The organism is Acinetobacter sp. YH12086, from assembly GCF_013419345.1.
Classification (GTDB): domain Bacteria; phylum Pseudomonadota; class Gammaproteobacteria; order Pseudomonadales; family Moraxellaceae; genus Acinetobacter; species Acinetobacter amyesii.
In genome coordinates this window covers 90,844-105,836 of record NZ_VPAF01000011.1, presented here as the reverse complement: position 1 = coordinate 105,836, position 14,993 = coordinate 90,844, and the positions used below count along the sequence as shown (strand labels likewise).

Sequence of the window (14,993 nt, the reverse complement as noted above, 5' to 3'; positions counted from 1 at the left end):
GAAGCTTTGTACTGTGACTTGGTCTTCTGCAGAGTATTTAATAATTAAATCATTGCCTGAACGCTTTAAGCTCACTTCTGCTGGCGCAATCCCATCAGCAAAGACAATCTGATCCAATTTATTTGCCACGCTGTCATAGCTGCTGATGATGTCATTACCATCTCCTAAACTGAAACGGTAAATATCATTACCAACTCCACCGTCTAAGGTATCATCACCAGTACCGCCTATTAACGTATCACTCCCATCACCACCATAAATTTTATCTTTCCCCCCATCTCCATAAATTACATCGTGGCCTTGTTCACCATATAAAGTGTCATGATCTGCACCTCCATAAACAATATCATCACCTAGACCTGCTTTAACAGTATCATTACCCGCCCAAGACCGAATAACATCATCTCCTTCTGTTCCAGAAAGGTTATCATCAAGCGAATAAATAGATTTAAATAATGCATCTTGTAATTGCGGGTCACTAATCTCTTTAGCTACTTCTTTTAACTGTGTAAAAAATTCATTATATAAAATATCATGATTTGGATCTAAACCACGTACGATAAGCATGAATTGTTCTATATCTGCTTGACCTAGTCCTTGATTTTTCAAGAATAAATCTATAAGGCTATTTATAGCCAAGTTGAAGTCTGCATGCCAAATGGTATCAATATGCTCCCAAGGCTTATTCCCTCCTACCTCAGATGGAGAAACTGCCGGAGGTTTACTATCGAAGGTTCTATATTGAATTGGAGATTTAGATAAACCATTTAGAACTTCCGCAGTTTCATAAATACGTTCTTCTTCAAAGATAACTAGATCTATTAAAGATTTTTTAGTTGTTTGAATTAATAACTGGCTATACGTATTTTCTAAAACTTTTTTATAAAAACCTTCTAGCTCTCGCGCCGCACTATCATGAGGAGGCCACCCGCTCCATTCGGACTCTTTACCCCAAATAGTTTTTAAAATTTCAAACTGTTGTTTACTCATCCCATTTGAAGAATAAGTTGATTCAGATGCAGAAATATCTTGATTATTCGTCCAATACAATAAAATTTGATGGGTTAATTCAAGTTGATCTTCAGAAGGAGTTGTCGCAAATTTTTCTACTAATTCTTTTAATTTACCAGTTGAGTCATTCGTCATCACCGTATGCAAAGATGCGACCGAACCATACCCGACCAAGTTAGGTAGTTCTAGGATATCAATATCAATATCCACTTCGTCTCCCAACCAAATCGTATTTGACGTGCTAATTTGGAATAATAAAGTTTCAGCAAGTCCAGTTTTTGTGATACTAACCCCATCTTGTATCACTTCTTGAGTAAATGAAGCTTGATTAGTATGAATCACATTATTTTCATCTGTGACATTAATAAGCTGCTGCTTAAGAGAAATAGATTTAATACCTAAATCTGAGAAGCCAAACAATTCATTTTGTTGAGATATACCATCTCCATTTGCATCTTTCCAAATTTTTAGACTTTGATAAATATCATCATTTTCATCAATAATTTTATCTTTATTATTATCGTACTGTGCTAATGCTTCAAACCCATCAACGGCCTTTTCACCATTTGCCAATAAAGTATCGGTTCCGAATAGCTCACCTCCATTATCTATCTCACCATTTTCATTTAAATCCAATACAACGAAACCATCTTGAGAAGCAACCCATGATGTTTTTTCAGCAAATCCATTACCATCTAAATCAAAATTTACACCTTGATTTAAATTTTTAGTATTAATTATTCCATCATGGTTTAAATCTAAAATTAATGGATCTGAACGCGTTGGTGGATTATTAGGTGGAATATTGATCGGTGGCTCTGGCTCACCATCTTTAGTTACAGTAACAATGAACCTGACACCTAAATCAGTATCTTTAAAATCTCGCGTGCTCAATCCTTCAGTGGTCAATTCTTTATATGTAAAATCAATTTTTCCTGTAAGAATGTAGCTGACTGATTTTTCTTTTCTTGTATTCGGAATTTCCACTAATTCTACAAAGTTTAAATCATTGAGCGTATAACCTTTTTCACTAAAATTTAAACTTGAAATAGGAGGGGGAGACAAATCATCAGATTCATGAGTAATACGTGTACCTGTTAACTCCTTATCATGGTAATAAATTTTACCTTTCCCATCCCCATCTCTATCATCAATTAAAGTTTCGCCAAAAGCGCGATATATATCGAATCCTTCGCCACCGACAAGAACATCATAACCAGCACCACCATAAATTGTATCGTCCCCATCTCCGCCATACAAAAAATTATTACCAGAATCTAAGGGATCGTATTTTGTTCTTCCAGCATATAAATCATCATTTCCCTCTCCACCATACAATCTATCATTGTCCTTACCTCCATATAACTTATCATCGCCTTTCTCTCCATGAAGGTAATCCGTCCCATCCCCTCCATATAAATAATCAACCCCATCACCACCTTTTAAAATATCTCGCCCATTATAACCCCAAGCAGAGTTTTCAGTATTTGCATCTATTTCAGCATTGCCATCTTCTGCTGTAAAAATAATATCATCACCATCACTGCCGTGTATGACATCATTTCCCGCACCGCCTTCGGCAAAGTTATTCCCTGTGTCAAGAGCTAGCTTACTTGTTGTACTATCATGCGCCAAATAAATTTGGTCGTCGCCATCTCCACCATATATTCGGTCTTCACCTGCTCCCCCATAAAGCGTGTCAATACCGGCCCCACCATATATATGATCATTTCCTCCTAAACCATATATTGTATTTTGTGTCCCCGCATCATTTTGGTCATTCTCTTCATCCCCTGCGTAGAGATCATCAGCGCCATTACCTCCAAATATTATGTCACTTCCCTTACCTCCATATGCCTTATTGCTATTATTATCAAGGTTATTGGCATTTACTTCTGTTGATTTACCGAATTCAAATTTACTTACGATAAGTACATCATCACCTTCACCACCATATAGCTCATCCTCTCCATGCCCCCCAACTAATACATCTTTTCCAGTTCCACCATACAAAAAGTCATTATCTGATCCTCCATCAATGTAATCATTAAATTTTCCACCTTTTAAAGTATCATTACCTATATGTCCCCATATATTATATTTCCTACCATCATCACCGATTATAGTATCATCAATATTCGAACCAGTTAGATCAATAGTAACTCCTGACCATGGATTCATATCATCCGGAAGATAACTTAATACAGTTGCACTTATTGGCGCTACAATATCTGTCCATTTGGAAGCAGCATCTAATACACTTCGACCAATATAATTTAAGATATCATCTCTATGAATAGTTTCATTGGATCCCACGGTATTAATTTGATTGCTGAGAGATGTAAGTACCATTGAGATTACATTTAAAACTACGCCTACAGGACTCACTTTAAGAAGACTAGCTGCAATTCCAAAAATAGCATTGAAGTCTGAAACTAGATCAATAACTAATGATTTCTGAATCAAACCTGTTGGGTTACTATTTACATCTAATTGATCTAATAAAGTTTCAGAATTTCTAAAAAATCTTCCAGCTAATTGACCTATTTGCCCTATTCCATTTACATTTTGTAATATCTTGCTTTTCGCTATTAAATCAACACCATCTTGAATAGCCAACAGAATTGAAGTTGTAGTTTCTAGATTATTACCGGATTGATTATTGTTTATTGAAGACCAAATATTGTTTAATGCACTCACTGTTGCACCTAAATCACCTAGCTCAGCTCTTTTATCTATCTCTAGATTATTATCAACAAAACTTCCAATTTTACTCATTTTTAACCACCCCATTATTGTATAAATATTAAAATATAATTAACTTAACTAATATTCTAAATCATAAATAAAACTCCGTTTAAAAAATAAAATATGAACTTTTACATAAGAAATCCTATAACAAGATTTATTATTACTAATTTCTTTTTTAAAATTATAATATTTTTTTGAAAATGGAAAATCCTTAACAACAACATCACTCAGCAAATATTGATCACCATCAATATTTATCTGAAACTTATCAATACCGTGTTTAGTTTGATATCTTTTCTCCAGAAATAAACATCCTACCTTTACTTTATTTTCTATTTTATATTTTCTTGCTTTTTCAATAAGAAAATAATCCTTAGCATAAAAAACAACAAGTACAACAAGAATTAAAATCAAACAAGAAATAATATAAAAATTAGAATGCTCTTCATTAGATTTCATAAAACACCACTATATAATTCCAACTTAGAATAAATTAATTATTTTCTTTATTTAAAATTAACAATTTTTGAGGTCTTGCCTTTTCCAATTCACTAAATAAAGAAAAAGTCTGATTCACATAATTCACCACACCAGAAATCTGTTCCATATACTGTAAAAGATCCGGTGTCTTTTCAGCTTGAACTAACTTCACTGTTCGTGATGGATCAAAACCATCAAACTGACAATAAAACAAAGGCTCTCCACGTTTTAAAATCAAGTCTTTCGAAGTATCATGCCATTCAAAAGCCCACATCAAAGGACGTGGCCAAATATGAATCGGAAAACGACCACCAAAAATCGTTCCAGGTAAAGGATGTTTTCTGTAATGCCCAAAAGCATCTAGCTGCGTGATATACACCACTTCATCAGCAATAAAACAGTAAGGAAGTTTTAATTGAAGGATAGGGACATTAGGCGTACGCCATTCATTTTCATTCACGAGCGTTAACAACTCACGCAACTTATTACTACGTATAGGTGAAGTATCTCCCAATACATTTATAAGCGCTGGCTTTCCTGCTTTGTCTCGTTCAAAACGTAAATGAAAATCAAAAGGGCAATTGATTATAAAATAGCGACTTTCAAGCTGAAGTACTGCTGGACAACGGCCGGCAGATTTTGCATGCTTTTGTTGAGACTGCGAACGCATGCGATATGGTGGTTCAAAAAGAATTGAAGCTTTGTCATCAACTAAGAACCATCCCACCTGTATAGGTCCCGTCTCTGTATGCTTTTGATCATCCGTTATTGTAAAATTCATGTGCATTTTATTATTCACAAATATTAAAATTGTTTAATTGTAATCGATTTAATTTTATTTTTTAAATAATAAATTCAACATATACCTTTGATTAAAAACATTATTTTATTTAAAAATGTGAGCTGGTTGTCATATTTTATTATTCGTTTAGTAAAAAATGCAGAGTGTTAGGTTATGTAATCTACATTTATTTTTATACCTGTTTTAGTCAAATCATCTTTCTTGTAATGCCTTTTTTTGCTTTATTAAATGGCCTCAATCAATAATTTAGTATTGTCTTTTCTTCAGTCCGCATATCAACGTTTGTAATTATCCCCACGGGCAATATTTTCACCCAAAACACTATGAATTTTAATTTTTACTTCATTAACATCTGCTTAGGTAGATGTAGCCATGAATGTGTATATTGGCAACTGTAAAAACACAAAAACATAGATCTATTTCTCAGAAAAATAAAATAATCCTCTCTCATGTACACACGAGATCAAAGCAACGTAAAATTTTCTGAATACCCTACCCATCATTAAAAATGGTAACTGCTAGATTAAATTGAGATCAGTATGTTCTGTGCTTCTAAGAATCTCTCATAATGATAGGTTCATTTTAGCCCAAACCCATCCAGATTTGAAGGGTCAAAATTTTTATCAAACATATACTTATCTGCTCGCTCTTTTTTTTAATATCGCCAAGGCATAAAAGAAACATTTCTCACATAACTGTAACTCATATCTTTCCCCATCATGCTTGGAGCCATACCCCCAATGTGCGGATAAATTTCCAAACTGCAGTTTCGTTGATTGGTTGCATACATCACATACAACATCTGTAACGACTTCTACCTGTTTCAGTTGTTTAATTTCCATATTAAGAACCTCTAAGTTTTAAAATAAATAGCATTGCTATAAGTTGTGACCCAGTTCTTAAAAATATAAAAAATCACAATATATTGTATATTAATTGTAAATAAACACAAAATATGGGGTAGATCAATCTTGTTTAATATTTCAAAAAATTATAAGAATCTTCACTTGATTATTTTTTAATAATTGTAAAGAACTATGGGAAAAGCTTTTGATTTCGATGAAGAATTTGGCGCACCTAAAAAATTGTTGTGCAAAAATTTCAATAAAATCCAAATCAGTATACATCCTGATTTTTCTGGAATTTATCTTTGCTATCAAGAGGCTTTCAAATCCTTAAAAGCTGATCTATCAATATTGACTTCTTACCCTGAAATCCGTGTCTGGAAAGACCCTAATAGATCTAGCTATACCATCGTAAATGCCTGTCAGTGGCACTTATATTGGTCTAAGAACACACCTAAGAATATCAACTTACTCATTCATTTTTTTCCTCAAGATGAGGACAAAATTGATCTATTAAAAAAAGAGGCAAGTTTGGAATTCATGAGATTTCTGGCCTCTTATCACCATGAACTGGATCGAATGAATCCTGCAAAAATGCAATCGCTGATCAATGCACATATTTCATATGAAGTTATCTTGGCTTTAAACAAAGAAAACTCTTTCAAACCTCACCGTACTATGAGCTTAGATCTGCTAGCAAAACTACTCTCATACACACGAAATCAGCTGAATTATCGCAATAAAGTTATAAATCGAAAAAGACAAAGTGTGCTTGATCAACTGGAACAAACCAGTGCAATTGTTAAACAGCTTGTAAATAACGTGGACTTCGTTCTCACGCCAGATCAGCTATGGAAGGCATAATGTCAGAATCCAACCTAAATCATCAAAATATTGCTGATATTCCGCGGGTATCATTAAAGCAGACACTGGAAAAGCTCTTTGGTGATGAGCAACTCCAACGTACGGAACATATTCAATATGTTGCTGATTTACTGACTTCACACCCAACTGATCAATGTCTGGAAGGACTGAATCTCGATCTATTAGATTTTGATATAGAAACCAATTCTGTTGTTGCTAGACCAATACCCTTGATCTCCTCTCGAGAACATACTGTTAGCACAACACCAGTTATTTGGTATATAAACTCAATCGCACAATTAGCAGAGTCTGAAGAAAATGCTTTAATCTGGAATATTCTAGTATTAAAGGCAGCGATATATTTAATTGCACTTCCAGACATTAAACCTGAACTGTTTAAAGAAAACCATACAGAACATTTCAATACTGTCAAACGCTTATTTCAACGCTTTCGTACAGCCAATCGGGTTTTGAACACTCATAAAACATATGAAAACACCCCTGAGTATATGCTTCTTTGGGAAAAGCATCTTCAAAACCCTAAACTATCTTTAGCAGAATTTGTTCAGTATCTGAATGATGTCATTAATAAAAATAGTGATAAAGAGCCATCTAATGATTTTATACAAAACCTACTAAAAGTTATTCGTATTACTTTTAGTTACGTTTTGGAAAATAAGGCAAAAATTGCCAAAGCGAGCATCGAGACTCAACTACAACATGATTTTTTAGACGAAGATCAACTGATTGTAGAAAGTTCAGAAATTAAAAAAGGGCAAAAGTCTAAAGCTCTCAATATAGAAAAACGACTAGATGACCAAGATACACGTCAAATATTTGTAGACCCAACTATAGTTACCCCTCTTGCTGCATATTCAGAATCCAACCAGAGCTATGTGCTGCCTCTGGTTGCCAAACATATTCAACGAAAAGAACATTTGCTGCCATACAGCAACCTCTTTCCTAATACCACAAGTATAAGAGCCCTAATTACTGAACTATATAAAAATTATATTGTTGAAATTAAAGAAGACTCTAAAGAGAAGGATAAAGAAATTAAAAAAAAGAAGGCATCCTTGATCCTGATGATGTCATTTCTAACCGGAAATAAAATCCAAGAGTGGCTACGTCTACAAAGTAAACGTGCTAAAAACTTGAATTCTCGGCAACAGATCAAGCAAAGCAATGGGCAATATCTTTTGAAGAGTAAATTTTCAATTTTTGAAAATAAGAATTTTGCTTATCCAGATAGCTTACTTAATCAAACAGTCTATCTGGATATCCCGATTCCAAATTCATTTATTGCTTCGCTACGAGATGGAAACATTATTACAGAAAAGGATCTTCAGCAATATTTAAAACAGTTGAGAACCGAACTTTATATTCCCAAATTATCATTGATAAAAATAAGCTCTCTTTTACATCAGACTATTTTGCAGCGCACAGGTAATAAACAGCTTGCCGATCTTCTCACAGGTATTGATGCCAATAAGTCTTCTTCTATTTCTTATTGCCATCAGAGTATTCAGACTTTACAGACTGAGTATGTCTCGATTTTAAAAGAGCTATGTGAGTCATTATCTAATGACTACCAGAACATCGAATATGCTAGAGAAAAAAACTTTGGTAGCCGTAAAGCACCTACCCCAAGCGTGATTAAAGATATCTTTACCATACTCAAATTTAGAATATTTTCACAAAAAGAAGATGATTGGATAGCAATTTTTAATCATTACAATATCTGGATGTGGCATTTTTTATTGCTTTTTACTGCTGCACGACCAGTCGCTGAATTTCCAGGTTTTTTAAACAGTTTTAACTTAAAACGACAAATATGCATGGTTTCTGATAAAGAGGTGGGTGGGCGTCAAGGCTATGGACGCTTAATTCCACTGAGTCACTTTGTTGTACAAGAGCTACAGAAATTCATAGATTTTCTACATTATTTTAAAACTCAAATTAGTTCTAGTCAGCCAGAAATTTCACAACATATTCAACAAATTTTAGAGAGTAAGCTCCCTCTGTTAAATATTATTCAAGACGATCAATGGCAACCTTTGAGGCCTTCCATTATAAAAAACTTTCATCCTGAGTTAGGTTTGGAACATGAAAACTGGCACCGACATAGTGCCCGTGCATTTCTCAGCCATAAAATTAGCGAAATTGAAATTTTAGCGTTATTCGGTCATGAACCGATGCAGCAAGAAGCTGCGCATCCTTATTCCAGCTTATCTATTTCACAATATTCAAGCATTGCTCATGTTCTTGAACAAATGAAAGATTATTTTAATATTACCGGTATTGAACTCGATGTCCTCATCCAATAAACGAACTAAGCCAGTTCAACCACTATATGCAGAAAAGCGTAGAAAACAAATTCGTCTTAATAAAGAAGAATTGCATCGGTCGGATGTAGAACAGGAGTTAATTCAATATTTCCAAGAACAAGAACTAGAACAAAAAGAGGATCTTGAATCTTTCTATCCAGCAATTTATGAGTTTATTAAACGCAAAGCTCCAAGCTTGGCCTGGAAAAAATACGCACATGAATTTTTCCGGGCATATATAAAGAAAATCAATCTAAATCGTCATCAAGCTTTACCTCTACCTAGCCTGACATTTGAAATGCAGCGCGATCAACCAGTTTTCACCATGAACTGGATTGAAAAGGGTCATCAGATTGATAAAATTATTGATAAGCTTTGGGACTATTGGATTCTAGTGAAAGATAGCCAAGCATTTTCTGATGATGAAATCATTGGGAATATTATTATTTCTGCCATGCTTTATTCAGGATTAAATCAAAAAGCTTCTTTAGAGGCTTTGCTTGAACATTTAAAAAATCCAGCAAAAATCAGAAATATCGAAGATCTAAACATTATATTTTTAGAACCGCTCTCACCCTCTTATGGCGATCTATTTATTGATGAAAAAACCATTCGTAAATCACGTAATTTTATTCCTGATCAAATTACACGATTATGGTTAATTCATTTCAATGGCAGAAATATTCGCAGAGTAAATCGGAAGATTGAATACTATCTTGAGCTTATTTTTAATAAAATTAAGCTATCATTTAATCCCCAAATTTATAAATTAATCCGTGATTATGCCAACTTTAATTGGATGCAACTCCCGAAGGTTGACATTGATCCTGCATTATCACAATGCCTCATTGAAAATACTGCAACCTGTGGCTTATCAGAAACAGAGTTTGAAAAATTCCTTCATCCAAAATTTAAATATCAGCAGGACAATCCTACTGATTTAAATGTAGAGAACTTACCATCTGTTGTGAGTCAGACCTACTCTAATGATGAGATTCAACAAGCCTTGGATGATGTTATAAAGATTCACAAAGATCTTTTACAATTGATTCGTACCCCACAAGCCAATCAAAGTATTGAGCTACTAATTATTAAATATTGTATTGAAAATGCTAATAAATTTAATGAGTACAGTAAACGTATCGCCTTATGGCTCATCAGCCTTTATAAACCCACACAGGATCAAATTAAGCTTCTAGCTGAACATTTTAATTTTTGTGAAAACCAATTTAAAAAAGCGTTTCAGCAGAATAATCCTTTAGCAGATAGTTCAATTTACACTTATTACTCCCGTATTGCTGAGCCCTGGCTTACTCATTCTTTACAATATCTAAATAGCGAAGAAGATCTAAATACGACTCTAGCGAAGATCTACCAACAAATCATTACGAACACTCGACTCGCAGATGAAGCAGGCCAACCTGAGTTTAAAAAATCCAAAGGTCAAACTAGCAGGATGTTGAAGCGCTTCCATAGCTTTCAACAAACGGTTTTTGAAGCTGAGCCTCTCGAATTAGAATCAATTGCCATACAAAACAGACCTAGAGCCCGTATTATTGGCCCTTTAACATATCAGGCTTTCATGAACAAATTAGATACATTATTTACAGGTTCTGATAATCAAGAAAATATTTATAAGACATTAAAAATCATCTATATCTTAGCTTACCGAACCGGTATGCGTATTAATGAAATTCTAGGCTTACGTGTGCGGGATATCGAGGGCTTAAGCTGTCTATCGGTATGGATTCAGCCCTACGGCTCAAAAAAGCAAGGGAACTTACATCAACTTAAAACAGATAGTGCTGAACGCAAAGTTCCTGTGTATTGCTTATTAAAAGCTGATGAATATCAGCTATTTCATAGCTATGTGGTCGAGCAGCGTCTACTCAATGAGAAAAATTTATACTTATTCCGCAATTGGAATCAAAATATCAAGCTGAACAAACATACGGTGACAACACCTTTTAGAATGATTATGAACGAGCTTTTTAAAACTCATGATTATTCTTTCCACTCATTTCGACACACAGCAGCGAATCACTTATCCGTTATTCTCAATTGTGCTTACGCTCCACTGGTCAAAAATCTGACGGATTATACCCAAGAAGAATATCAGTCCATTCGGACAGAGTTACTTCGAAATACGCATGGCCAAAATCATTGGTTTATGATTGCCCATTTACTGGGTCATATTGACCCTACGGAAACCTTTAAAAGCTATATTCATCTGAGCTACCTGATCGCTGGACATAAAATACTGCAATATCATCCAGACATCGATACTCAATTAGCAAAGAAGATGATGGGCTATCTACCCTCTTTTAAATTTTTAAACACAGTAAAAGATTCTTTTCCATTCAATTTTGAAAAGCATGCTATGCATTTAAGTCAACAGTTACTCAACGATCAAACTGACTGGTTAAAAAGTAACGTAGAAGACATTCTAGATGAGGTTTCATCTGACTCACAGCCTCATGATTTTTTTAAATATTTCGTAGGAACAAAAGAATCTAAAGTTTCATTTGCATGGTTTTTTAAGTGCCTAAATTTACTCGAAATTCATCATGATCCAGATCTAGTCTCAGAGGAAATGTGTTTACCTGTAGAACTGGTGAATTATTGGTATGAAAATGCCAAACAATTAGGCCAACTCAAGTCTCAAAAAAAGAACCCTAGATTATTTGATATCAATAACACAAATCATCTAAAGAATCCTCTGAAACCAGCCATGATCGATACTGTTGAAGAGCGTACTGCAAGAAATTATTTCTTTGAAAATATTCAAAATGAATTTGAAAAGAATCCAGACCAAATCAAAGCGGTGCTTGAGACATTTTTAAGTCGTGTTACAGTTTCTCATACAGGTATTCATTATCGTTGGAATAAAATCGATCAGTTGGAATCATTTTATTCCAAGATAAAAGACCTGTTTCCCCGTCAATTTTGGCATTTACTTGGACAAGATTTGGTAAAATTGTTAGATACCAAGAAGCAGCCTTTATTATTGAAACTGGCTAAATTGAACACAACAGAGCATCCAACGACTCAAGAAGATTATGTCCGTCTTCAACTTTATTCAACTAAAGAGCGTAAAGCACTTGCAGCCTTTAAGTTCTGTCTACATCTAGCCTGTATCGGCAGACCACGATCTATTGAACTTAAAGTCTAAGGATTAGAAAAGTCATAATCGAGCACATAACTTAACTATTTGAGGGGGAGCATTACCTTTCAGTCTGAATAAAAATGAAGATCGAATTAAATTTTGTTTCAAATGCAAAGATACTAACGCACTTAGTGACAGTCCAATTTGTCGAAGATGTTTTAAATTAAGTAAAGCTGTAATAAAAATCTTGGATTATGGGGCATATGATCGGATAAATGAGCTTTACGTTAAGTAGCTTCAATGTGATGTCTAGTCAACTCTATAAGAGAATAAGTGGTCAATTAATAGAGAATATGCATCGTACTTCATATTCAATTTCTTAAATTGTAGTTATTAATCATTACAATACTGAAAAAAAGCGAAAGTCATGGAAATAACTTTCGCTTGGAAATGATGGGACAGAACCCAAAGATCTGCTCAATCGCTTCTTCTCTTTATCCATTTATAATTGCGTTAAATCTTGCAATCCATGATTGGGCATCATGAGAGTTTGCCGCAAAAAACTTGAACATAGGCTGCTCAGCATTATTCGTATTCACAACGATAGAATAGTGATCTCGTGAGATCTCTCTACCGTCAGAACGCTGAATTGTATTTGTCTGTGTTTCCATATTCCAGCTGCGGATGTCGCTCAAATCAAAAATTATAATGTCTGTTATGGTTTGGGCTGTAAAAGCAATTTTCCGCTGCACAGTATCAATCACTACGCCTGTCGCTGAATGACTTTCATTAAAACCATCTGCCTTCAAATAGCTCAATTTTTGCTTATGCAGTCTTTTGGGCAATATATTGCTGATATATATCCTTCGAATCGGGTAATAAATTAAAAAAGAAATCACTAAATATAAAAAGCCCACAAAGTAAAATAAGATATCTGCCTTCATTCCAGCATATGCCTTGAAAGCAAATAGCGTAATCAGAAAAAATATAAAATAGCCAAGTAAACTCTGCATAGAAGACCAAGGCTGCTTCACTGAAACCGTTTTTATTACACAGGACATAACATAAAACTTTTAAAATAAATTATTAAAGAAGATTTTTATTGATTAGCTAAACCATCATAACCACTAAGATTTGGCACTTTTGTCAGCAATTTACAGCCTTGAAATGCCCCCTTATAATTCTTTATATATAAAGAAGCCAGAGAGAAACTTTCATTTCTTTCCTGAATATCTCCATATACGCCATAACTACATTTTTTATTGCCAATCCCTCTGTCCGTTATAATTACAGTGAGTTCATTGATATTTGGAACAGCAAAAACTTGTGCTCTTATGTCCTTTTCTTTGGATACTGTTTCAAGTAAAACTGACCAACTATCATCATTATCTCCTGGCGGTTCAGTGATCTCAGCAGGAGATTCTATATCAAAGAAACGTCCATCAAATGGAGACGCTTTAAATGCCTTAATAACTCTATCCCTGAAAAACTGATCATGAGCATATAGTTCACTAAATGAAAAATTACATCCTGAAGGAAGACTCATATCTCCATCATCACTAATAATTAAATTATCTAAACATTTCTTAGAAACCATTTTTTTCAAACTACTTGTCTTGTTTTTACTAGGCTTTACTTCAGGTGCTATGCCTGCATAAGCATTACCACTTACATGAAGTGCCAAAGTCATACTGGATAGCAACAGTAAATTTTTAACGCCCTGTTTCCCTTTATTAAATTTCCCCATTTCAGCCCTCTTTTTTTGATATATGAATTTATTTCCTTAAACAAAATTATCTGTATTAAGGATAAAAATTACATATTATTAATGTATTAGTGAAATTTGCACCCAAAACAGGTGCATCCTAACACGCACCTATTATAGGTGCAATGAATAATATTACTTTATCAATTCACTCAGATGAGCATGTTTGGCTGCGTAAGCTTTTCATTCAAAAGAGAAATGAACTCGGACTTTCCCAAAGGGCGCTGGCAGAGCGTTTAGGCATCATTTATTCATTTGTTGGGAAAGTGGAAACAGGTGATCGAAAATTAGATATTTTTGAATTTATTCATTATTGTGAAGCTTTAGAATTAGATGCGAATGAAATTGTCAGCCAACTCATTTTATTAAAAAATAAAAGCTAAAATTATTTCATTTTTTATATGGCCTCCTATAACTTGCCGTTAATCCTATAATTCTTAACACCCCCTGCACTCTCCCGACCTAATCATATATTCTTTTCAAACAAATTAAAAAATAGAGATTTGCAATTCAATTACAAATACCGCGTTCAAAATTTTTTACTACCGTCAGTACGAATTATGTAGTAGAACCTAAAGAGCGCTTTGTAATACGGATAATCGAACAAATGACTAATAGCGAAAAGGTCTTAGCTAAAGCTGTTTTAGCAACAGCCAAAAAAATGGGGCTAACATATGATCAGCTTGCCATGATTCTTGGTATAGATTTATCAAGAATCAATATAGATTACTGCAAACTGTCATCACTACAAAAAGAAATTGCTCTAAAACTTATACGTATAACAAATGCCCTAGATTCTCTTGTAGGTGGAGATATATCAATGATGCAACACTTCATGAAATCTCCAAATAAAATAACAAAAGGCACCCCATTGGATCAAATCCAGAATATTTCTGAGCTTGAGATTGTTTTACAATTTGTAGAAGGCCTCCAAGCTAAACCATAATATATGCAAGGCTTCATTACTTATAAACTTGAGTTATGGCCCGATCTAATTATTCAAGTGCAAGATATAAGAAACATCCTTTCTCAAGATAAGTAT

10 protein-coding genes and 1 pseudogene are annotated in these 14,993 nt (G+C 34.1%); 5 read left to right on the top strand and 6 right to left on the bottom strand.

Going from position 1 to position 14,993, the window contains the following annotated elements; all coding sequences use genetic code 11:
• From FTU29_RS12580 to FTU29_RS12565, 4 genes and pseudogenes are all read right to left on the bottom strand, one after another.
• Positions 1-3,789, bottom strand: a 3,789-nt coding sequence (locus FTU29_RS12580) for a calcium-binding protein (RefSeq protein WP_306423178.1), incomplete at its 3' end; no start/stop codon positions are given.
• Between the two features lie 48 nt (positions 3,790-3,837).
• Positions 3,838-4,221, bottom strand: a complete 384-nt coding sequence (locus FTU29_RS12575) for a hypothetical protein (protein ID WP_180122180.1) — start codon at positions 4,219-4,221, stop codon at positions 3,838-3,840.
• A gap of 34 nt (positions 4,222-4,255) precedes the next feature.
• Positions 4,256-5,029, bottom strand: a complete 774-nt coding sequence (locus FTU29_RS12570) for a hypothetical protein (RefSeq protein WP_180122186.1) — start codon at positions 5,027-5,029, stop codon at positions 4,256-4,258.
• 592 nt (positions 5,030-5,621) lie between these two features.
• Positions 5,622-5,886 (bottom strand): annotated as a pseudogene (locus FTU29_RS12565) (hypothetical protein).
• A gap of 195 nt (positions 5,887-6,081) precedes the next feature.
• Here FTU29_RS12565 and FTU29_RS12560 point away from each other — a divergent pair.
• The 3 genes from FTU29_RS12560 to FTU29_RS12550 are packed head-to-tail and all read left to right on the top strand — an operon-like array spanning position 6,082 to position 12,252.
• Positions 6,082-6,753: a hypothetical protein gene (locus FTU29_RS12560; protein ID WP_180122178.1), complete on the top strand. Its 672-nt coding sequence runs from the start codon at positions 6,082-6,084 to the stop codon at positions 6,751-6,753.
• Entirely contained in the window at positions 6,753-9,080 is a 2,328-nt protein-coding gene (locus FTU29_RS12555) for a hypothetical protein (RefSeq protein ID WP_180122176.1), read from the top strand. The genes FTU29_RS12560 and FTU29_RS12555 overlap by 1 nt, the downstream gene beginning before the upstream one ends.
• Positions 9,064-12,252, top strand: coding sequence for a tyrosine-type recombinase/integrase (locus FTU29_RS12550; protein ID WP_180122174.1), 3,189 nt, complete (start codon positions 9,064-9,066; stop codon positions 12,250-12,252). The genes FTU29_RS12555 and FTU29_RS12550 overlap by 17 nt, the downstream gene beginning before the upstream one ends.
• 428 nt (positions 12,253-12,680) lie before the next feature.
• On the opposite strand, the gene FTU29_RS12545 is transcribed toward FTU29_RS12550, so the two are convergent.
• Positions 12,681-13,199 carry a hypothetical protein gene (locus FTU29_RS12545; protein WP_180122172.1) on the bottom strand — a complete coding sequence of 173 codons (519 nt, stop codon included), beginning with the start codon at positions 13,197-13,199 and terminating at the stop codon, positions 12,681-12,683.
• Positions 13,200-13,285: 86 nt separating this feature from the next.
• Complete coding sequence (locus FTU29_RS12540; RefSeq protein WP_180122170.1) at positions 13,286-13,933, bottom strand: hypothetical protein; 648 nt, start codon at positions 13,931-13,933, stop codon at positions 13,286-13,288.
• 143 nt (positions 13,934-14,076) lie between these two features.
• Here FTU29_RS12540 and FTU29_RS12535 point away from each other — a divergent pair, with 143 nt between their 5' ends.
• Both FTU29_RS12535 and FTU29_RS12530 read left to right on the top strand, forming a co-directional pair.
• Complete coding sequence (locus FTU29_RS12535) at positions 14,077-14,334, top strand: helix-turn-helix domain-containing protein (RefSeq protein ID WP_180122168.1); 258 nt, start codon at positions 14,077-14,079, stop codon at positions 14,332-14,334.
• Positions 14,335-14,558: 224 nt separating this feature from the next.
• On the top strand, positions 14,559-14,897 hold the full coding sequence (locus FTU29_RS12530; RefSeq protein WP_180122166.1) for an antitoxin Xre-like helix-turn-helix domain-containing protein: 339 nt from the start codon (positions 14,559-14,561) through the stop codon (positions 14,895-14,897).
• Positions 14,898-14,993 lie beyond the last annotated feature (96 nt).